At 61.9% G+C, this 20,762-nt stretch carries 21 protein-coding genes; 9 read left to right on the top strand and 12 right to left on the bottom strand.

The genetic code is table 11. The annotated features are described in order from the left end of the window. Position 1: 1 nt before the first annotated feature. Complete coding sequence (locus tag RQP55_RS02175) at positions 2 to 970, bottom strand: sodium-dependent bicarbonate transport family permease (RefSeq protein ID WP_315608533.1); 969 nt, start codon at positions 968 to 970, stop codon at positions 2 to 4. A 57-nt stretch (positions 971 to 1,027) separates the two neighbouring features. Here RQP55_RS02175 and lipA point away from each other — a divergent pair, with 57 nt between their 5' ends. Both lipA and RQP55_RS02165 read left to right on the top strand, forming a co-directional pair. Then, positions 1,028 to 1,960, top strand: coding sequence for a lipoyl synthase (gene lipA, locus RQP55_RS02170; RefSeq protein ID WP_315608532.1), 933 nt, complete (start codon positions 1,028 to 1,030; stop codon positions 1,958 to 1,960). Further along, positions 1,960 to 2,421: a type II toxin-antitoxin system RatA family toxin gene (locus tag RQP55_RS02165; protein WP_315608531.1), complete on the top strand. Its 462-nt coding sequence runs from the start codon at positions 1,960 to 1,962 to the stop codon at positions 2,419 to 2,421. The genes lipA and RQP55_RS02165 overlap by 1 nt, the downstream gene beginning before the upstream one ends. On the opposite strand, the gene RQP55_RS02160 is transcribed toward RQP55_RS02165, so the two are convergent. The 3 genes from RQP55_RS02160 to RQP55_RS02150 are packed head-to-tail and all read right to left on the bottom strand — an operon-like array spanning position 2,382 to position 4,590. Then, positions 2,382 to 2,882 carry a CinA family protein gene (locus RQP55_RS02160; RefSeq protein WP_410000249.1) on the bottom strand — a complete coding sequence of 167 codons (501 nt, stop codon included), beginning with the start codon at positions 2,880 to 2,882 and terminating at the stop codon, positions 2,382 to 2,384. The two genes, RQP55_RS02165 and RQP55_RS02160, sit on opposite strands and share 40 nt — an antisense overlap. Before the next feature lie 2 nt (positions 2,883 to 2,884). Continuing rightward, a complete protein-coding gene (locus RQP55_RS02155; RefSeq protein ID WP_315608529.1) occupies positions 2,885 to 3,424 on the bottom strand; it encodes a hypothetical protein in 540 nt (179 codons plus the stop codon). 14 nt (positions 3,425 to 3,438) lie between these two features. Then, complete coding sequence (locus RQP55_RS02150; RefSeq protein WP_315608528.1) at positions 3,439 to 4,590, bottom strand: bifunctional 2-C-methyl-D-erythritol 4-phosphate cytidylyltransferase/2-C-methyl-D-erythritol 2,4-cyclodiphosphate synthase; 1,152 nt, start codon at positions 4,588 to 4,590, stop codon at positions 3,439 to 3,441. Between the two features lie 75 nt (positions 4,591 to 4,665). On the opposite strand from RQP55_RS02150, the gene dusB reads away from it, so the two are divergent. The 7 genes from dusB to hflX all read left to right on the top strand — a co-directional run bounded on the left by dusB (position 4,666) and on the right by hflX (position 13,881). Further along, positions 4,666 to 5,679, top strand: coding sequence for a tRNA dihydrouridine synthase DusB (dusB, locus tag RQP55_RS02145; protein WP_315608527.1), 1,014 nt, complete (start codon positions 4,666 to 4,668; stop codon positions 5,677 to 5,679). A 2-nt stretch (positions 5,680 to 5,681) separates the two neighbouring features. Next, positions 5,682 to 6,767, top strand: coding sequence for a two-component system sensor histidine kinase NtrB (locus RQP55_RS02140; RefSeq protein WP_315608526.1), 1,086 nt, complete (start codon positions 5,682 to 5,684; stop codon positions 6,765 to 6,767). Further along, complete coding sequence (locus RQP55_RS02135; protein WP_315608525.1) at positions 6,764 to 8,167, top strand: sigma-54 dependent transcriptional regulator; 1,404 nt, start codon at positions 6,764 to 6,766, stop codon at positions 8,165 to 8,167. Before RQP55_RS02140 ends, RQP55_RS02135 begins: the two co-directional genes overlap by 4 nt. Positions 8,168 to 8,308: 141 nt before the next feature. Further along, on the top strand, positions 8,309 to 10,438 hold the full coding sequence (locus RQP55_RS02130; protein WP_315608524.1) for an ATP-binding protein: 2,130 nt from the start codon (positions 8,309 to 8,311) through the stop codon (positions 10,436 to 10,438). 20 nt (positions 10,439 to 10,458) lie between these two features. Continuing rightward, positions 10,459 to 11,856, top strand: a complete 1,398-nt coding sequence (locus RQP55_RS02125; RefSeq protein WP_315608523.1) for a sigma-54 dependent transcriptional regulator — start codon at positions 10,459 to 10,461, stop codon at positions 11,854 to 11,856. A 130-nt stretch (positions 11,857 to 11,986) separates the two neighbouring features. Beyond that, positions 11,987 to 12,556 carry an RNA chaperone Hfq gene (hfq, locus tag RQP55_RS02120; RefSeq protein ID WP_315608522.1) on the top strand — a complete coding sequence of 190 codons (570 nt, stop codon included), beginning with the start codon at positions 11,987 to 11,989 and terminating at the stop codon, positions 12,554 to 12,556. A gap of 47 nt (positions 12,557 to 12,603) precedes the next feature. Then, positions 12,604 to 13,881 (top strand): GTPase HflX, encoded by a 1,278-nt coding sequence (hflX, locus tag RQP55_RS02115; protein ID WP_315608521.1) that lies wholly within the window; start codon positions 12,604 to 12,606, stop codon positions 13,879 to 13,881. On the opposite strand, the gene mazG is transcribed toward hflX, so the two are convergent. Genes mazG through RQP55_RS02075 form a run of 8 tightly spaced genes read right to left on the bottom strand, consistent with a single transcriptional unit; the run spans position 13,858 to position 20,704 of the window. Next, positions 13,858 to 14,637, bottom strand: coding sequence for a nucleoside triphosphate pyrophosphohydrolase (gene mazG, locus RQP55_RS02110; RefSeq protein WP_315608520.1), 780 nt, complete (start codon positions 14,635 to 14,637; stop codon positions 13,858 to 13,860). The genes hflX and mazG overlap by 24 nt on opposite strands. A gap of 55 nt (positions 14,638 to 14,692) precedes the next feature. Continuing rightward, entirely contained in the window at positions 14,693 to 14,866 is a 174-nt protein-coding gene (locus RQP55_RS02105; RefSeq protein WP_315608519.1) for a hypothetical protein, read from the bottom strand. Further along, complete coding sequence (locus tag RQP55_RS02100; protein WP_315608518.1) at positions 14,863 to 15,630, bottom strand: MBL fold metallo-hydrolase; 768 nt, start codon at positions 15,628 to 15,630, stop codon at positions 14,863 to 14,865. The genes RQP55_RS02105 and RQP55_RS02100 overlap by 4 nt, the downstream gene beginning before the upstream one ends. Beyond that, on the bottom strand, positions 15,627 to 16,403 hold the full coding sequence (locus tag RQP55_RS02095) for a TatD family hydrolase (protein ID WP_315608517.1): 777 nt from the start codon (positions 16,401 to 16,403) through the stop codon (positions 15,627 to 15,629). Before RQP55_RS02095 ends, RQP55_RS02100 begins: the two co-directional genes overlap by 4 nt. Then, positions 16,403 to 17,968: a methionine--tRNA ligase gene (metG, locus tag RQP55_RS02090; RefSeq protein WP_315608516.1), complete on the bottom strand. Its 1,566-nt coding sequence runs from the start codon at positions 17,966 to 17,968 to the stop codon at positions 16,403 to 16,405. The genes RQP55_RS02095 and metG overlap by 1 nt, the downstream gene beginning before the upstream one ends. A gap of 26 nt (positions 17,969 to 17,994) precedes the next feature. Further along, entirely contained in the window at positions 17,995 to 18,957 is a 963-nt protein-coding gene (locus RQP55_RS02085; protein ID WP_315608515.1) for an AAA family ATPase, read from the bottom strand. Next, the gene (gene tmk / locus RQP55_RS02080) at positions 18,954 to 19,583 is read right to left on the bottom strand and encodes a dTMP kinase (protein ID WP_315608514.1); all 630 of its coding nucleotides are present in this window, start codon (positions 19,581 to 19,583) and stop codon (positions 18,954 to 18,956) included. Before tmk ends, RQP55_RS02085 begins: the two co-directional genes overlap by 4 nt. Further along, on the bottom strand, positions 19,580 to 20,704 hold the full coding sequence (locus tag RQP55_RS02075; RefSeq protein WP_315608513.1) for a D-alanyl-D-alanine carboxypeptidase family protein: 1,125 nt from the start codon (positions 20,702 to 20,704) through the stop codon (positions 19,580 to 19,582). Before RQP55_RS02075 ends, tmk begins: the two co-directional genes overlap by 4 nt. Positions 20,705 to 20,762 lie beyond the last annotated feature (58 nt).

Genomic DNA, 20,762 nt, shown 5'->3' with positions numbered 1-20,762 from the left:
CTTAGCTTGCGCCGAGCCAGCGCGACATTTCGCCAAACAGGCTGATCCCGATCAGGATGTTGAAGGGAAAAGTGATCGACAAGGACATGGTCAAGTAAATCCCCGGGTCGGCCTGCGGCAACGCCAGTCGCATCGCGGCCGGCACAGCGATGTAACTGGCACTGGCACACAGCACGCCCATTGCCGCGGCAGTAGCCGTATCAAGGTCAATCAGGTTCCCGACCACCACACCCAACGTCCCGTTCACAACGGGGAAGGCAATCGCAAGCATGGCCAGCCGTAGGTTAAGCGCGCGGGCATCGATCAAGCGCCGCGCAGCAATCAGGCCCATATCCAGCAGGAACAGGCAGAGCACGCCCTTGAAACCGCTTTCAAACAAGGGCTGCACTTCGGCATAGCCCTTTGGTCCAGCTATCAGACCGATGGCAAAGCTGCCCAAAAGGAGTACCACCGAAGCGTTCAGGAAGACCTCGCGCAGAAGTTCACCCTTGGATTGACCATCACTGGTCGTTCCGCGCCGGGCCAGCATCAGCCCTGACAGGATTGCCGGTGTTTCCATCACCGCCAGAACCGCCACCATGAAACCGGCGACAACTAAACCGCTTGCACCAAGCAGTTCGTTTGCAGTGACGAAAGTCACCACACTGACCGAGCCATAGTGCGCAGCAACGGCACCCGCATTGATCTGGTCGAGCCGACCGAAACTGCGGAGGGCGGCATAGGCCAAGATCGGGATGGCAAAGCTTAGCGCCAGCCCGGCCAAGAGCGCCGAGGCCACCTCTGCATTCACGCCCGACTTCGCAACGGCCACGCCGCCTTTCAGGCCAATCGCCGCCATCAGATAGAGCGACATACCCTTGGCAATGGCTTCGGGAATGGCCAGATCTGAACGCAGCGCGGACGCCAGTAAGCCAAGCAGGAAAAACAGGATCACCGGCGAGGCGAACGGGGCAAATGCGGCAACTTCCATCAGCGCAGGGCGCTAGCGCCATTGGCAAGCGGAGGCAAGGAGACTAGAGGGCGGGACATGAACGACCTGGCGAACCCTCCCAAGCCCGAACGTCAGCGCAAACCGGATTGGATCCGGGTCAAGGCGCCTACCAGCCGTGGTTACGGCGAGACCCGCCAACTGATGCGCGATCTCAACCTCAATACGGTTTGCGAGGAAGCCGCTTGCCCCAATATCGGGGAGTGCTGGACCAAGAAGCACGCAACGGTGATGATCCTGGGCGATGTCTGCACCCGGGCCTGCGCTTTCTGCAACGTCAAGACCGGCATGCCGCGCGCGGTTGATCCGCTGGAGCCCGAACACGTTGCCACGGCCGCTGCCAAGATGGGGCTCGAGCATATCGTCATTACCTCGGTTGACCGGGATGACCTGCCGGATGGCGGCGCGGGGCAGTTCGTCAAGGTGATCGAAGCCCTGCGCCGCAACACGCCAGCCACCACGATCGAGATCCTCACGCCCGACTTTCGGGGCAAGATGCAAGCTGCGGTGGAGGCGATCGTCGCCGCCGGGCCAGACGTCTACAATCATAACCTTGAAACCGTGCCGCGGCTTTACCCGACGATCCGCCCGGGTGCGCGTTATTACGCATCGTTGCGGTTGCTGGAGGAAGTGAAACGCCACAATCCGCTGATCTTCACCAAGAGCGGGATCATGCTGGGGCTGGGGGAAGAGCGGCTTGAAGTCCACCAGGTGATGGACGACATGCGCAGTGCCGGGATCGATTTCCTGACGATGGGCCAGTACCTTCAGCCCACGCCCAAGCATGCCAAGGTGATCGACTTTGTTACCCCGCAGGCCTTTGATGCCTATGGCGCGATTGCCCGCGCCAAGGGCTTCCTGCAGGTCGCCGCCAGCCCGCTGACCCGTTCCAGCTATCACGCCGGCGATGATTTTAAGGCGATGCGCGCCGCGCGCGAGGCGCAGCTGGCCAAGGCCGCAGCGCGCGGCTGATGCCGGGCATCCGCGAAGTCCGCCGGCTGCCATGGTCGGCCGAACAGATGTACGATCTGGTGGCCGACGTTGCCCGCTATGGGGAGTTTCTGCCCTGGGTGGTTGCCACGCGCGTGCGTTCGGACAGCGAGACCGAGATGATTGCCGACATGCTGGTGGGCTTCAACGCGCTGCGTGAGAAGTTCACGTCACGGGTGTTGAAGCAGCGGCCCGAGCGGATCGAAGTGATCTACGTCGACGGGCCGATGCGCGATCTTGATAATGTCTGGCAGTTTCGACCGCTGGAAGGCGGTGGCTGCGAGATCGAATTTATGGTCAGCTTCACCTTTCGTAACGCCATGTTCGAACGGTTGGCCGGACAATATTTCGACCGGGCCTTTCGCAAGATGGTCGGCGCGTTCGAAACGCGGGCCGAGGCCCTTTATGGCAGCAACAACTCCAGCGCGACCAGTGCCGCCTGATGACGAACTGTTGAACGGCTTGAACCATCCAGCATTCGCTCTTCGGCCAGCGACTCTTCCTCATCCTGACCGCGGATCGCGCGGGCAAAGACCACGGTGCCAACTGGCTTTTGCGGGGAACCGCCATCCGGTCCGGCGATCCCGCTGATCGCGACAGCCACGTCGGCTCCGCTGCGCTTCAGCGCGCCCTGGGCCATGGCCCAGGCACAGGCGATGGATACCGCGCCAAACGTGTCGATGATGTCGGGATTGACGCCGAGCAGTTCCTGCTTGGCCTCATTGGAGTAGGTCACGAAGCCGCGATCAAGCACCGCTGAAGAGCCAGCGATCTCGGTCAGGGCTGCGGCAACCAGGCCGCCGGTGCAGCTTTCAGCCAATGCCACGGTACGGCCGGCAGCGATATTGCCTGCGATCACGCGCGCGGCGAGTTCGGCCAGATCTTCGGGGAGCAGGTGGTCCATCATTAAGCCTTGCAGATCGCCAACTTACCCAGACGCGCCTGGCCGGCCCGGGCGCCAAGTCCAGCAGCAAGGCCAATCACTTCTGCTGTGCTTTCGGCCGGGAGCGGGGAAAGCAGCATCACCAAGCGGTCTACCGCCGAGCAGCGTTCAGTTGGCAATTGCTGCCCGACCATCGATGTTACCGCCCCCTCAACAAACGGCTTCAGGCTCTCATCCGGCATGTTCTTGAGCAGGCCAATAGCCTGCGGGTCCATCCCGCCGCCAAGCTTGAAGAAGGCTGCCTTGGCAAGTGGCCAGGCCCGATCGCGCCCGGCGGCATAGCGCTTTGCCAGGGTTTCGGACTGGCTGCGCAGGAATGCATCGCTGGGTAGGACGGGCGTGCAGCGTTGGGCGGCGCCGCGGATTACCCCGGGCAGGGCAAAGGTGGATACGGCCGCAAACTCCTGCGCTGTGAGGCACGGCTGCTCCGCCGCGGCGGCCATGGCTGGCGCGGGCAGGGCCAATGCAATTGCCAAGGCGATAGTCCGATTTGCGGCGGGCATCTTAAGCATCTCCATCAGTCGCGCAGCAGCGTGGCTACCGCCTGTGCGGCGATCCCCTCAGACCGGCCGGTAAAGCCCAGCCGTTCGGTGGTTGTTGCCTTTACGCTGATCGCACCCAGATCGGTAGCGAGGATTTCTGCTAGGCGTAAGCGCATGGCCTCGCGGTGCGGGCCGATCTTGGGGGCCTCACATACAATCGTCAGGTCGATGTTACCGATGCGATAACCCGACGCAGCGGCCAAGGTTGCCGCATGAGCCAGAAAGCGGTCTGATGAGGCCCCTTTCCACTGGGGGTCGCTGGGCGGGAAATGGCTACCAATGTCTCCTTGGCCAATTGCGCCAAGGATTGCATCAACCAGCGCGTGGATCGCCACATCGGCATCGCTGTGCCCGGCCAGTCCGTGGCTGTGATCGATTTTCACCCCGCAAAGCCACAGTTCCTCGCCGGGACTGAGCCGATGGACATCGTAACCCGTTCCAACACGCAGCGGAGGAAGCGTGGCTTCAAAATCGCTGGCGAAAGTCAGCTTATGCAAGCGTTCGTCTCCTTCGACCAGGGCAACGGCCAGTCCCGCGGCACGAGCGACCTGGGCGTCGTCGCCGGGTTCATCCGATCCGTTCCAGTTCCGGTGCGCAGCCCAGATATCGCGGTATCGGAAAGCCTGCGGAGTCTGTACGCGCCGCAGCAGTTCGCGGCGGGCAGGCTGCGCCATCAGGCCACCCTCAGCTTCGGTCAGGCTATCGACTACCGGCAAGACCGGAATGGCGCCGGGATGGTTCGCCAGCGCATCAACCAAACGATCGAACACAGCCCGAGGAAGGATCGGCCGCGCGGCATCATGAACCAGGACAAGGTCTGGAGCGCCCGCTTCGAGTGCAGCAAGCCCGAGGCGTACCGAATCCCGCCGCGTCGTTCCACCGGTCACCAGCACGATCCCCGGAATGCCGGCGAGGCATTCCGCGGCAAGCCTATCGGTGCCATCAGGAATGGCGACGACGATCGGAGTTACTCCTGCTGCCGCCAGCGCTTCAGCCGAATGGCGAACTACAGGCTTGCCGCGCCACCTGGCGAACTGCTTGGGCAGGGGCTGTCCCGCGCGCAACCCTTGCCCGGCCGCGACGATGACGGCAGCGATGCTTGGGATGAGGGGGGCTGAATTGCTCATTGCCTGGGCGCCGGTAAAGACTTGCCGTGTTTCCGGCAATTCCCTATGTGCTGCCCAAATTTTAGGCAGAGTGCAATGACCCTCCCGGTTCCTCCCTCTCTAAACCCGATCCAGGTTGGGCCGCAGCGCATCGATTGCCCGGTTATTCTGGCGCCGATGACCGGCGTAACCGACCTGCCGTTCCGCCGCCTGGTTCGGCGCTACGGCTCGGGCCTCAACGTTACGGAGATGATCGCCAGCCCGGCCGCGATCCGCGAAACGCGGGTTTCGGTGCAAAAGGCCATGTGGGATCAGATCGAAGAGCCGGTATCGATGCAGCTGGTTGGCTGTGATCCGGTTCAGATGGGTGAGGCGGCCAAGCTGGTCGAAGATCGCGGCGCGGCGATTATTGACATCAACATGGGTTGCCCGGTGCGCAAGGTGGTTAACGGCGATGCCGGATCGGCGCTGATGCGTGATGTGCCGCTTGCCGCCAAGCTGATTGAAGCGACGGTAAAGGCTGTCTCGGTCCCGGTAACGGTCAAGATGCGGATGGGCTGGTGCCATGACAGCCTGAATGCCCCGGAACTGGCGAAGATTGCCGAAGACCTTGGGGCCAAGATGATCACGGTTCATGGCCGGACCCGCAACCAGATGTACAAGGGCGATGCTGACTGGGGCTTTGTCCGCCAGGTCAAGGAAGCGGTTTCGATCCCGGTCATCGTCAATGGCGATATCTGCGGGATTGAAGATGCGGCCCAGGCGCTTGAACAGTCTGCTGCGGATGGGGTGATGATCGGGCGCGGCGCTTATGGCAAGCCGTGGTTGCTGGGGCAGATCATGCATTGGCTGCGCCATGGTGTGCAGGCTGCCGATCCATCGATCGACGAGCAATTGTCTGTAGTTTTAGAGCATTACGATGCAATGTTAAGCCATTATGGTAGGGATACCGGTGTGAAGATGGCCCGCAAGCATCTCAGCTGGTATACCAAGGGCCTGCATGGCTCTGCCGAATTCCGCAACCGGATCAACTTTGTGGACGATGCCGATGAGGTGATCCGCAGCCTGCGTGAATTCTACGCTCCCTTTATCTCGCGCTTGGCGGCCTGATCATGGCGGATGCCGCGCGTCAGTTGGCCTCTTTGCCGCTGGCCGTGGTCCTGCTAGCGCCCGGTCAGCGCATTGCCGCCGCCAATCCGGCGGCGGAGCAGCTTCTGGGACAAAGCGCCCGCCGTCTGCTTGAGCGCGATCTGGGCGAGGTCATCCGGTTCGAAGAGCCACGCTTGGCAGAACGCATGGCCGAGAGTGAAGCGCAGATTTCAGCAAGGGCAACGCCGGTGCTGGTTCCCGGGCAAGGCACGCGCCGCCTCGACATCACTGCTGCACCAGTCATCGATCAGCCTGGGTGGCAGGTTCTGACGTTGCAGGATGGCGCGGGGGCCGAGGCGCTGCGCGGCGAGGGCAGCGAAGATACTGTGCTGCGCGCGCCCGAAATCCTGGCGCACGAGATCAAGAACCCGCTTGCGGGAATACGCGGTGCCGCGCAGCTGCTTGGCCGCAAGGTCAAAGGCAGCGATCACGCGCTGACCGGCCTGATCGCGGACGAGGTGGACCGGATCGCCAAGCTGATTGACCAGATGCAAACCCTTTCGCGCCGCACGCCGCCGCAGGTGGAGCCATGCAACCTGCATGAGGCTGTCCGGCGCGCGCGCGCCGTTATTGAAGCCGGGGGCAAGGCGCCGGTGGTGATCGAGGAGTTTGATCCGTCGCTGCCGCCCGTCCTGGCCAATGCCGATGCGCTGGTCCAAGTGCTGATCAACCTGATCGCCAATGCGGCTGAAGCCTGCTCGACCGTATCCGCGCCAAGGATTGCGGTTCGGACGCGCTTCGCCAGCGGCCTGCAACTCCACCGAACGCCCGAGGGCGCTCCAGTCCGTCTGCCGATTGAATTGCGGGTCAGCGACAATGGCCCCGGGGTCGATCCGGCGATGGCCGATCACCTGTTTGAACCCTTCGTGACAACCAAGAAGAGTGGCCAAGGATTGGGCTTGGCGCTCGTGCGGCGGATGGTGCGTGATATGAACGGCCGGATCAGCCACGATCGTGAGGAAGCGACAGGGCTGACGCACTTCCGGGTGCACCTGCAAGTCGCGCCCAAGGCCTTGGCCCATCACAAGACAAAGGAAGACGTGGCATGAGCGTGCTGCTGGTCGAGGACGACACCTCCATCGCGATCGTCATTACTGCCGCGCTTGAGGCCGAGGGGTTTGAGGTTGTTCGCTGCGATTCGATCGCCGAGCGGGATCGCCTGCTTGAACAGCGCCGATTTGCCGCGTTGGTGACCGACGTGATGCTGACCGACGGGGATGGGATTGCCACGATTGACCGGGTCCGTGCGGCCGATCCGGATTTGCCCATCATCATCCTCTCTGCCCAGAACACCCTTGATACGGCGGTGCGCGCTACGGACACCGGGGCATTTGAATACTTCCCCAAGCCGTTCGACATCGATGAGCTCGCCCGTACCGTCCGCCAGGCCGTGGGCAACAGCGCCAACCGGATCGACATTGAAGGGGAAGGTGCGCCCGCTGGCTTGCCGCTGGTGGGCCGCAGCGCAGCGATGCAGGCGGTCTACCGGATGATTACTCGGGTCTTGCGCAATGATCTGACCGTACTCGTGCTGGGGGAAAGCGGTACCGGCAAGGAATTGGTTGCTGAAGCCATCCACCAGCTAGGCCAGCGGCGCGATGGCCCCTTTGTTGCGGTCAACACCGCGGCCATCCCGAGCGAGCTGATTGAAAGCGAACTATTCGGGCATGAGAAGGGCGCCTTCACCGGTGCGGTTGCCCGCCATGTCGGCAAGTTTGAGCAGGCAAATGGCGGCACGCTGTTTCTCGATGAAATTGGCGACATGCCGATGCAGGCGCAGACCCGGCTGCTGCGGGCGCTGCAGTCTGGCTCGGTGCGACGTGTGGGCGGCCGTGACGAGATCAAGGTTGATGTCCGGATCGTCGCGGCCACCAACCGCGATCTGCAACCGATGATTGCCGCCGGAACGTTCCGTGAAGATCTTTACTACCGATTGAACGTCGTGCCCATTACCCTGCCACCGCTGCGCGACCGGGCCGATGATATCCCGGCGCTCGCCAGGCACTTCCTTGCGCTGGCAGCGCAGGAAGGGCTGCCGCGTCGACAATTGTCAGACGATGCGGCTGCAGTGCTGGCGCAGCAAGCCTGGCGTGGCAATGTCAGGGAGCTGCGTAACTTCATCTATCGACTGGCGCTGCTTGCGCGCGAGGACGTGGTGGATCCCGGAACGCTTGGGCCGCTGCTTGCCGCCGCCCCGCAATCGGATGGGCCGGTGCAAGATGCGGGGCTGGATCACGCTGTTCAAGCCTGGCTCGGCCAGAACAAGCCGTTGGCAGGAACGGTTTATGACGCGGCCCTTGCAGCTTTTGAGCGTCCGCTGTTTGAAACCGTGCTTCGCGAGACACACGGCAACCAGCTCCGCGCCGCACAAGTGTTGGGGATAAACCGCAACACACTCCGCAAACGCCTAGGAGAACTGGGGATCGCGCCCGCTGAACTTGTCCGGTAAGGTGCCCTTGCTTTTTAGCAACAGTGGTGTTGTAACCGCGCAACGATGACGCCCCGCGTCCCTTCTTCACGCAATAGCGGCTGGTCCCGTTGGCGGCGGCGTTTTCAGATTGCGGCCCGTCGAGCGAACGCCTTTGCCCTGATGGAATTTATCGCGGTGGTTGCGTTCCTGGTCATGACCGGGATCACCTGGTTCGTGATCAGCGCTCAGTCGAAATCCGATGACCTGCTTCCGACCGACTTGACGGCGACGCTGCTGGTGGGAACACTGATCCCGGCCCTGGCAATCTTGGTTCTGCTCGGACGGCGCCTAGCCTTGCAGCGCGCGCGAGAAGTGGCTGGCGGCACGGGGCAGCTTCACGTTCGCCTGGTCTTCCTGTTTTCGCTGATTTCGGCGATCCCGACGCTGCTGGTTGCGATCTTCGCCTCGTTCCTATTCCAATCGGCGGTGGAGTTCTGGTTCTCTGACAAATCACGCGGTCTGCTTGAAAACTCGAACAAGCTGGCGCTCGGGTTCTATGAGCAGACCGAAAACGACATGAAGTATTCGTCGCTGGCCATGGCGGCCGACTTGCGCGATTTCCTGAGCAAGCAGAGCCCCGTCAGCCCCGAGTTTATCAGCTATTACCAGTTCCAGATCACCAACCGGAACATCAATGAATCCACGATCCTGCAAAAGCTCCCCGATGGATCGCTGAGCCGCGCCGCCTTTGCCCGCGGTGACAATCCGCTCAACGAACAGGTCTCCGAAGGCGTGGTCCGGCAACTGGATAGCGGCGCGGACATTGTCGTCGATACCAAGCCCGACAAGATCGAGGCGCTGACCCCAATCGATCGCCGCACCGGGATCTATCTTTACACCGCCCGCAAGTCTGACTTGCTCAGCCTGTCACAGGGACAACGCGCACAAAGCATTGTGCGTGACTATGCGGAACTGACCAAAAGGACGCGGGTGCTGCAGCTGCAGTCGATCATCGCGCTGTTCGTGGCATCGCTGGCTTTGGTGGGTCTGTCGGTCTGGTTTGCACTGCGCTTCGCCGACAGGCAGGTCAAACCGCTTTATGATCTGGTGGCCGCGGCGCGCGAGGTTGGGGCAGGCAATTTCTCTATGCGGATTGATGGCCGGACCGGAGCCGATGAGATCGGCCTGCTCAACCGCGCCTTCAACCGCATGACCCAGCAGCTTGATCGCCAAACGCAGGCACTTGTTGGCGCCAATCAGCAGCTGGATGAGCGCCGTGCTTTCATCGAGGCGGTGCTCGATTCGGTCACCGCAGGTGTCGTCTCAACCACGACTGGTGGTGAGGTTCGATTGATTAACGGGGCCGCGATGAAGCTGCTGCTTACCCAGGGGGCAGAATCGCCGGTCGGGCTGCCGCTGAGCCAGCTAGTTCCCCCGATTGCCGAGCTGCTGGAAAACGGCAAGCACAGCGGAATTGTGCAGTTCGCCAAAGGTTCTGAGCTTCTAACTCTGGCTGTTAAGGCGAGCGAGAACCCAACTGGATTTGTGGTAACCTTCGAGGATATCACCCGCCAGTTGTTGGACCAGCGTCAGGCAGCATGGTCCGATGTGGCACGCCGAATTGCGCACGAGATCAAGAACCCGCTGACCCCAATCCAGCTGGCGACGGAGCGCCTTAAGCGGCGCTACCGCAAGCTGGTGACGGCCGATGTCGAACTGTTTGATGAATTGACCAGCACTATCATTCGTCAGGTGGGCGACCTGCGGAAGATGGTCGACGAGTTCTCCTCGTTCGCCCGCTTGCCCAAACCGGTGTTCCGCGGCGAAGATCCGGTTGATCTCGCGCGCCAGGCCATCTTCCTGCAGGAAGTGGCGCGACCAGAGATCAACTTCTCCTTTTCCGCGAGCCGCGGCATCGGGATTATCGCCTGTGACAGGCACCAGTTCGGGCAGGCTATGACCAATGTGCTGAAGAACGCGACGGAGGCTGTCGAAGCTCTCCAGAAGACTGCCGATGCCGATTATCGGGGCCGGGTCAGCCTGGCATTGGCAATGGTTGATGAGGAGCTGGTGGCCACAGTCACTGATAACGGCATCGGTCTGCCGCAGGATCGGGAGCGGATCATGGAGCCGTATGTGACGACCCGCGAAAAGGGCACCGGTCTTGGGCTCGCGATCGTCAAAAAGATCGTCGAAGAGCATGGTGGGGATATGACGTTCGGACATGCCGAAGGGCAGGGCACCGTGGTGACCTTGCGGTTTGCGCGCGATCCGCTTGGCCGCGGGCGCACTGGCGAAGCAGCAGAATGAGAGCAGGAACAAGATAGGCAATGGCACTCGATATTCTGATCGTTGACGACGAACGCGACATTCGCGACCTGGTCGCCGGGGTGTTGGCTGATGAAGGTTATGAATGTCGCACCGCGGGTGACAGCGTAACCGCGCTCGACATGATCGACCAGAGGCGGCCCAGCCTGGTCTTGCTCGACGTCTGGCTTCACGGCAGCCCGATGGACGGGCTGGAAGTGCTTGATGCGATCAAGACCCGCGAACCCGAGCTGCCGGTCATCATCTTTTCGGGTCACGGGAACATCGATACCGCTGTCTCGGCAATTGGTCGCGGGGCGATGGATTTCATCGAAAAGCCGTTCGAGGCTGAGCGTCTGTTGCTGTTGGTAGCCCGGGCGACCGAGACAGAGCGCCTCCGTCGTGAGAATGCACGCCTGCGGGAAGGGTTTGTCACGGCTGATGAGTTTACTGGCAATTCCAGTGCAATTAACCAGGTTCGGGCAACCCTAAAGCGCGTTGCAAACACCGGCAGCCGCTTGCTCATCTCGGGGCCCGCCGGTGCAGGCAAGGAAGTCGCGGCGCGACTGCTCCATTCGTGGAGTTCGCGTTCAGACCACGCTTTTGTAACCGTAAATTCAGCGCGTATTACGCCTGAGCGTTTTGAGCAGGAACTGTTTGGCGAAGAGTCGGGCGGCAAGTTGATCCGAGCTGGCCTGCTTGAGTTGGCAGATGGTGGCACGCTGTACCTTGATGAGGTGGCCGACATGCCGCTGTCGACCCAAGCGCGGATCCTGCGCGTTTTGACTGAGCAAAGCTTTGTAAGGGTTGGAGGCCACCGGCAGATCCGCGTTGATGTGCGGGTGGTATCATCAACCGCACGCGATCTTGAGCGGGAGATTTCGGAAAAGCGGTTCCGCGAAGATCTGTTCTATCGATTGAACGTGGTGCCCGTTGCCATCCCTTCACTGGCCGAGCGTCGCGACGATATTCCGACCCTCGTCGATCACTTCTTCGCGCGGTTCGCCGCTGATCAGGGGGTGTCACCGCCCGGCGTCAGCAGTGAAGCAATGGCCGCTCTCCAAAGCTACGAATGGCCGGGCAACGTGCGCCAGCTCCGCAACCTGGTTGAACGGACGATTATTCTGACACCACGCGAAAAGCTTGAGCGGATCGAAGCGGACATGCTACCCGCTGAGTTGCTCGGTGGGCGGATGAATGGCGACAGCGGCATTTCGGCATTGATGGGTGTTCCACTCAGGGAAGCGCGTGAGAATTTCGAGCGCGAATACCTGCGCGTGCAAATTCGGCGCTTCTCCGGGAACATCTCGCGCACGGCGGCCTTTATCGGGATGGAGCGCTCGGCTTTGCACCGCAAGCTCAAACTGCTGGGCATGGTTGATCGCCGCGAAGACGAATGTGAAGAGGAAATTGTTGAATAAGCCTGCGCGGATTGTCCATTGCGGCATGACCGAAGCCGGGATAGTCTGCCGCCCGTGACTACCGGTTGCCCTCGGGCAGCCAGACTGCGGACCGCCAGCAAGGTGGCCGCCAAGAACGAAGGAGACCGCAATGACCTCTCGCACGCTTAGCGCTCGTCCGCGCCCGCCCAAGGCAGAACCGGAAACGCCGGTCGCGCCCGTTCAGACCCCGGTAAAGGGGCAGAACCTTCAGGATCAGTTTCTGAATCTGCTGCGCAAGAACAAGATCCCGGTCACCATGTTCCTGGTGAAAGGCGTGAAGCTGCAAGGCATTGTCACCTGGTTCGATAACTTTTCGATCCTGCTGCGCCGTGATGGCCAGTCGCAACTGGTATACAAGCATGCTGTTTCCACCATCATGCCCAGCCAGCCGATCGACGCGAACCAGTTCGGCAGCGCCGGGGAGGGGGGCAAGAAGACGCGCCTGCTGCAGGATGTGTTCCTTTCCAGCCTGCGCAAGGAAGCAGTCCAGGTTACCATGTTCCTGGTCAATGGCGTGATGCTGCAGGGCCGCGTTGCGGCTTATGATCTGTTCTGCATGCTGCTGGAACGCGAAGGCTATGTGCAGTTGGCCTACAAGCATGCGGTTTCGACCATCCAACCCGTCACCCCGGTTGACCTGACCGGCGAGTGGGACGGCGAAGAGGATGACGACACCTGAGCTTTCTTGACGACAATCGTGAGGACGTAGCCCGCGGTGCACGGGCCGTGGTTGTGTGTCCGACCTTCCGGGCCCGCGGTGGCGCCTCCGATCCCGAAGCGCGGCTTGAGGAAGCCAAGGGGCTCGCCCTGGCGATCGGCCTGGTGGTGGTTGAGGCCGACACGGTGCCCATCCGCGAGGCGCGGGCCGGCACGTTGTTCGGCGATGGGCAGATTCAGAACATAGCCGCAACCTGCGAGATGGAGCAGGCCGAGCTGGTGATCGTCGATGGCGCGCTGACCGCGATCCAGCAGCGCAACCTGGAAGACAAGCTTAAGCGCAAGGTGATCGACCGGACCGGCCTGATCCTTGAAATCTTTGGGGAGCGGGCAGCCACGGCTGAAGGCCGGTTGCAGGTTGAGCTGGCCCACCTTGATTACCAGGCCGGCCGATTGGTCCGGTCATGGACCCATCTTGAGCGGCAGCGCGGTGGATTTGGTTTTTTGGGCGGCCCAGGCGAAACCCAGATCGAAGCAGACCGGCGGATGATCCGCGACCGGATGGCCCGCTTGCGCCGCGAGCTGGAGCAGGTACGCCGCACCCGCGGACTCCATCGCAGCCGACGGGAGAAGGCTCCGTGGCCCGTGATCGCGCTGGTCGGCTATACCAATGCTGGCAAGTCGACGCTGTTCAACCGCCTGACCGGGGCAGGGGTCATGGCCGAAGACCTGCTCTTCGCCACGCTCGATCCCACGATGCGGCGGATCCGCTTACCCGGCGTGGACAAGGCGATCCTTTCGGACACGGTAGGTTTCATTTCCGACCTGCCGACCCAGCTGGTTGCCGCCTTCCGCGCTACGCTGGAAGAGGTGACGGCGGCGGACGTTATCGTGCATGTGCGCGATATCTCCAATCCAGACAGCCTGGCGCAAAAGCGGCAGGTGCTGGAAGTGCTCGAGGAACTTGGGCTGATCGAAGGGGAAGGGGCCACACCCACGGTCCCGATCGTTGAGGCCTGGAACAAGTGGGATTTGCTCCCGCCGGAACGGGCTGACGAGCTTGCCGCCCAGATTTCTGCGCACCCGGATGAAGTTATCGTGCCGATTTCCGCGATCACCGGCCAGGGTTGCGAGCAGTTGCTGTCTGACGTTTCGAAACTGCTGACATCTGGCGCCCGGCCGCATGAATTCGTCGTACCGGTTAGTGACGGCCAGCGCCTTGCCTGGCTGCACGCCCATGGTGAAGTGGTCGCTGATCAAGACGGCGGCGAGGATGAGCGCGGCCCGTTGCGGCGTTTGACAGTGCGGCTTGAGCCGCGCGAACTAGGCCGGTTTGTTCGCCTCTGACGCCTTGACGTCACGCCAGAGTTCTTCCTGCTGGTCGAGCGTAAGCTGCGCGAAATCAACGTTCCGATAGCGAGCCAGCCGTTCCATTCCGCGATAACGTCGTTCGAATTTGGCGTTGGCGGCGCGCAAGGCGTCCTCGGCAGAGACGCCATAGGCGCGAACAAGATTGACGGCAGCAAAGAGCAGGTCGCCAGCCTCTTCGATCCGTTCATTTTCTGTTCCCGCGGCGGCCAGTTCGCCCATTTCCTCGTGAAGCTTGTCGGTTGGTCCTTCATGATCAGGCCAGTCGAATCCCTGGCGCGCGGCGCGTTTCTGAAGCTTTTCAGCACGCAGCAAGGCCGGCAGCGCCACGGCAACCCCGTCCATCGCGCTGGTTGCGCCCTTGGCCGCGCGCTCCTCGGCCTTCAAGCTTTCCCAGCGTTCCTCGCGAGACTGGCCGTCGTCATCAGCATCGCCAAAGATGTGTGGGTGGCGGGCTTCCATCTTGATGCAAATTGTTTCGGCAACGGCGTGAAAATCGAAGTGACCGGCTTCCTCGGCCATTCGGGCATGGAAGACCACCTGCAGGAGCAGGTCGCCCAGTTCTTCCTTGAGCGCCGACAGGTCGTTGCGCTCGATCGCATCGGCGACCTCATAGGCTTCCTCTAGCGTGTACGGGGCGATCGTCGCGTAGGTCTGCGCAAGATCCCATTCGCAACCGCTGTGCGGGTCGCGGAGACGGGCCATGATGGCGAGGAGGCGATCGATTGGAGGCATTTCGTACTCGAACAGAAAGGATGATAATATATATTATGTTAAATCAAGCGCTGCCTTAGAGGGCCGAGAGGCTGACTATCCAGGTAACTATGGCGATAACAATCACCCAGATCACCGCCATCTTCGCCGCTCCGTTAAACGACAGCCCCGCGGATCGAAGATTTCGCGACACAAGAAACAAACTGGCCAGCAGCACGGCTACCACCGCAATCTGCTCGGCCGAAATCACAGCACAACCTCAAGCCCATCGTAGCCAACGGCAACGTGCGGCGGGACTTCGGCCGACAAGGACTTGTAATCCATCGATTTATCCAGGTGCGTCAAAACTGCCTGCCTGGCCCGGCTGGCCTCGATCAGCTCTAACGCCATACTCAGGCAAGCATGGGTCGGATGCGGTTCCCGACGGAGGCAATCAACCACCAGCAGGTCAACCCCGCTGAACAAATCAACCATCTCCCGATTTATTGCGCTAAAATCAGTGGCATAACCAATTGTCTTGCAGTCATTTTCGAACCGTAAAGCGGTCGATTGCGCGGGTCCATGCGGCATCTGGCAATGAGCAACGGCAAAGCCTGCGCAGATCCGCAGGCGTTCAAGAGTGTCGAGTTCAACAATCGTGTGATAGCCGTACTGTCCGGCGAATACATAGTCGAACCGCTGACGCAGCCGTCGCACGGTTTCTCCCACGGCATAACCCGGTATCGGACCAGCACGACCATAGCGGAGCGGTCGCAAATCATCGATCCCGTGGGTATGGTCGGCATGGTCATGAGTCCAGAACACGGCATCGATCCGGTCGATCCCATGGGCCAGGAACTGCGCTCGTAAATCAGTCGAAGTATCAACCAGAATGCGTTGACCTGAAACACTTTCAACGATGATCGATGCACGCGTGCGGCGGTTGCGCGGCTCACTGGGATCACACAGGCCCCAATCGTTACCGATCCGCGGCACTCCGGTTGACGTGCCGGAGCCTAGCATCAGCAACTTCACAACGCGGCCTTGCTGAACAGCCGGCTGAAATTGAGCGTCGTCGTCTCGGCTAGGTCTTCGGGCGTTACGCCGCGCAGGCCGGCCACGAATCTGGCCGTATCCGCCACGAATGCCGGTTCGCACACCTTGCCGCGATGGGGCACCGGCGCAAGGAACGGCGCATCGGTCTCTACCAGCAAGCGATCAGTCGGGATTGTTGCTGCAATCTCCTGCAAATCCTTGGCATTTTTGAAGGTGACGATCCCGGACAGCGAAATCGTCAGGCCAAGATCGAGCACGATTTGCGCGAAATCGGCCGATGCCGTGAAGCAATGGATCAGCGCCGGGAAAGCGCCCTGTTCCATCTCATCGCGCAGGATTGCCGCCGTATCGTCTTCAGCGTCACGGGTGTGAATGATGATCGGCAATCCGGTGGCGCGGCTAACGGCAATGTGCCGCCTGAACAGCGCCTGTTGCGCCGCGCGGTCGGAATGATCGTAATAGTAATCGAGTCCCGTTTCACCAATCGCGATCACCCGGGGATGCTCCGCCGCGGCCAGCAGTGCAGCCTCGCCCAGATCGGCATGGGCATCGGCTTCATGCGGGTGAATGCCCACGCTAGCCCAAACATCGGCCTCACGCTCGGCCGTGGCGATGACCTGATCCCATTCGCGCTGACGGGTCGAGATCGAGAGGAAGCCCCCTACCCCGGCTTGCCGCGCGCGATCCAGCACGCCTGCCTGATCTTCGACCAGCCCCTTGTATTCAAGGTGGCAGTGCGAATCGATCAGCATCATTCGGCCGCCTCGTCAGCCGGCAGTTCAAGCCGCGGGAATACACCAACAGGCTGCTCCAGCGTGAACCCGCTGCCCAGCAATTCGTCCAGCCAGTTCGTGGTTCCAAGCGCTGCAAAGTCGCGCGCCACGGCCGGAATCCCCATCTGATCAAGAAGGCGATCGGCCGATGCCGGAACCACCGGGCGAATGGCAATGGCTAGGCTGCGGACTGCGCTGAACAGGGTCATCAGAACCACGCGCATCCGTTCCGGATCGGTTTTGCGGAGCGTCCAGGGCGCCTGTTCATCAACGTACTGGTTGCAGGCGAAGACCGCCTTCATCCACGCTTCGATCGCGCCAGACAGGTCCAGCGCGCCGAACGCAGCGGGAAACTCGTCCGCGCAAGTCGCCTGAACCGTCGCTAGCAAGGCCGCATCCGCCTCGGCAGATTCGAATGCCGATAGTTTTCCATCCAGGTTCTTGAAGATCATCGACAACGATCGCTGCGCCAGGTTGCCGAAACTGTTGGCCAGTTCGGCATTGCAGCGGGTGACAATGGCCTCGGCGGAATAGGAACCGTCCTGGCCGAAGCTGACTTCGCGCAACAGGAAATAGCGCAGCTGATCGACCCCAAAGCGCTCCGCCAGTTCCAGCGGATCGACCACGTTGCCGAGCGATTTAGACATCTTCTCACCGCGGTGCAGCAGGAAACCGTGTCCGAACACCGCCTTGGGCGCAGGCAGGCCCGCACTCTTGAGGAAGGCCGGCCAGTATACCGTGTGGAAGCGGACAATGTCCTTGCCGATCAGGTGCAGGTTTGCCGGCCAGAACCGGGCAAAATCGCCCTCCCGATCCGGGAAGCCGATCCCGGTCAGGTAGGTGGTTAGCGCATCGACCCAGACGTACATCACGTGGCCCGGGCTGCCCGGTACCGGGACACCCCAGTCAAAGCTGGTGCGCGATACCGACAGATCGCGCAATTCATTGCCCTTCAGGAACGCCAGAACTTCATTCCGGCGGCTCTCTGGCTCAAGGAAACCGGGCGTTTCGTTAAGTTCGATCAGGTAATCGCGATACTTTGATAGGCGGAAGAACCAGCTTTCCTCCACTGTCCACTCCACTGGCGTGCCCTGCGGGGAAAGACGCTGCCCCCCTTCCCCGTCCTTGAGTTCGCTTTCGTCATAGAAGGCTTCATCCCGGACCGAGTACCAGCCCTCATAGCGGTCGAGGTAAAGATCACCCGCCGCTTCCATGGCCTGCCAGACCGCGATCGAGGCGGCCTTGTGCTGCTCTTCCGTGGTGCGTCGGAACGCATCATAGCTGATATCAAGAGCAGCGCACATTTCACGGAAATAATTCGACATTTCCGTGGCGAACTCAAGCGCATCCCGCCCCAGCTTGCGCGCTGTCTGGTCCATTTTGAGGCCGTGCTCATCGGTGCCGGTAACCAGGCGCACATCGCGGCCCATGGCCCGCTGGAACCGCGCAATGGCATCGGCCGCGATGGCTTCATAGGCGTGGCCGATATGCGGGCGGCCATTGGGATAAGCGATAGCGGTGGTGATATAGAATGGTTCGGCCATGGCCGGTTGCAGTCTTTCTGGCTGAGTTACGTGGCCTCTCTAGGCATCGCGGCGGAGGCCAGCAACCCGCCAATTTCCATGGCAGCGAGGCCGGGATCGAAGTTATAGGTCGGGAGCTGCCCGGCAAAGCGCACCAGTTCGGCGTGGGCTGCGATAATCCGCGCCTGGTGGGCCCGCGGTGCGCCAGCCAGATCAGCGGCCACGACCGCGCGAGCCAGCTCAACCACAGCCTGCATCCGCTCACGGTCCGGGCGAGCACCGATCTCCGCGGCAAGGATGCCGCGCAGCGGGAAATCATCGTCGCCGCGCGTCAGGATGGCCTGCATCGCCTTTAGAATCGCACCCAGATCTTGATCGAGAAATTCAAGCGCGACCCCAGGCGCGCCTTGCGCAGCGGCAACGGCGGCTTCCCGAGCCGCTGGATCTGCCTCGGGCGCGGCCGCACGCAGCACTGAGTCTACTTCGGCATCGGCGAGTGGGGCAAAGCGCAACATCCGGCAACGCGACCGGATCGTTGGCAACAGCCGACCAGGGCGGTGTGCGACCAGCAGGAAATAGGTGCCAACCGGCGGCTCCTCGAGGCTCTTGAGCAAGGCATTAACGGCGCCCTTCTCCAGATCGTCAGCCGGATCGATAATAACAGCGCGCCTTTGACCCAGCGTCGGGCGGGTGGTCAGCCGATGCTGAACACTGCGTATCTCGTCGATCGGGATCGAACGCTTGCGCCGGATATCTTCCTGCCCATCGGCCCGCTTCTTTTCTTCATCCTTGTTCTCGGGTGGGTGCTCGGGGATCAGGATGTCCGGATGATGGTTTACTGGCGGCTGCGGCACGCCAGGCTCTGCGACCAGTTCGGCAGCGGCGGCCCTGGCAAAGAGACCTTTCCCGGTTCCGCGCGGTCCGGCCAAGATCCAGGCATGGTGCATCCGGTCGGAACCAAGGGCTGCGCGCCACTCGGCCCAGGCTGCATCGTGGCCAAAAAGCTTCATGGCAGCAGCGGCCCCAGCGCTGAAAGGATCGCCGCGTGAACTGCCCGTGCGGGGCCATCGCCGTCAATCCGCGCAAAGCGGTGGGGCTCTGCATCAGCGAAACGTCGAAAAGCCGCAACGACGGCGGCGTGGTAATCGGCATGACGGCCGCCAATCCGGTCCGCCTGATCACCATCGCGCAGGGCCAGGCGCTGCGCGACAATGGCCGGGGTTACTTCGATCAGCAGGGTCAGGTCGGGCAACAAGCCGCCGCTGCCGATCCGATGGAGATCGAGCACTTCAGCGTCAGACAGCCCGCCGCCGCCACCCTGGTAGGCCCGACTGGAATCAACAAACCGATCGCAGATTACCCATTCCCCGCGCTCAAGCGCCGGAACAATCAACCGCTCGACATGGTCGGAACGCGCGGCAGCGAAAAGTAGCGCTTCCGCGCGGGGATGCCATCCCTCCCCCTCGGTGCCCAACAGCAGCCCACGGATGGCTTCGGCACCGGGCGTGCCGCCCGGCTCACGGGTGATGACACACGTCTGGCCGATTTTCTGCAAAGCCTCGGCCAGCAGGCGAGCCTGGGTGCTCTTTCCGGCACCCTCTCCGCCTTCAAGGGCAATAAACTTTCCGCGTTTCATGGGATCAGCCCTAGCAGGCCATTTGCCATCCTGTCGAACGGTCCGGCCCGCGTTACCCGCTGTCTTGTGGCCAGCGGAACGTCATGCGCAGGTTGGTCGCCAACCTTCACCTCGAGACCGGCGACAATCTGCCCGGCCTCAAGCGGTGCCATCAAAGGCCCATTGTAGACGATTCTGGTCGATATCTTTCCCTTAGCCCCCCTTGGCACGGCAACTTGCCAGCTGCGTAAAGCAACCAGCTCAACCGCCCGCTGCGCACCATTCTGGACCTGCGCGGTGCCAATCACCTGTCCGGCTGAAACCAGGGGGCGGCTCTGCCAGGCCGAATATCCCCATTCTGCCAGCGCACGGGCGGTTGCTGCCCTTGCAGCCTCACTCGGCGCACCGCCAACCAGCAATACAAGCCTCCGCCCGTTGCGCTCCACCGCGCCAAGGAAGTTGTATCCGGCTTCGCGCGTATGTCCGGTCTTTATCCCGTCAGCACCGTCGAACTGGCCGGCAAATGGGCTGCGGCTTGCCAATGTTGTTCCGCGCCAAGCCATTGCTGGGTGTCCAAAGTAGCGGCGGTAAAGGTCGGGATGCTCTTCGATCAGGGCCCGGGCAAGGCGGATCATGTCGCGCGCGGTCACCATGGTTTTGCCGCCGTCCGGCCAACCGCTGGGACTGCCAAAGGTGCTTGCATCCATGCCAAGCGCCCTGGCCCGAAGGTTCATCAGCCGAATCCATTCAGCACGATGGCCTGCCGCGAAGCGAGCCAGAACCTCGGTGGCGTCGTTCGCAGATACCGTGACCATCCCCTCGATCAGTCGGTCGACGCTGATCCGCTCTCCGGCCCGTAGCGACAAGGTTGTGCCCTTGCCCGACCATTGGCGGGCAAGGCCAGGATCCACAATCACGATGGTTTGGGGATCAAGCCGCCCGGCCTTAATTAGATCGAATGCGACCAGCGCGCTCATCGCCTTGGTCATCGATGCCGGGCGAAACGGCTTGTCCGGATGGCGCGCGTAAAGGGTTTGCCCGGCGGAAAGATCGACCAGCAGGGCGACGGGGACGCGCTCCAGCCCAGCCGGCACAAGCGATTGGCCCGCACGTGCCGGCAGTGCCAAGGTGGCGAGAGCCACTGCGATTGCTGTCAGCCTGCTCGGCAAACGGTCCTCGGGAGGCTTGGCCTCCTGATCA

The sequence above is a fragment of the Novosphingobium sp. APW14 genome, from assembly GCF_032337075.1.
GTDB lineage: Bacteria > Pseudomonadota > Alphaproteobacteria > Sphingomonadales > Sphingomonadaceae > Novosphingobium.
The sequence above is the reverse complement of the archived record's forward strand: the minus strand, read 5'-3'. Positions and strand labels throughout refer to the sequence as shown.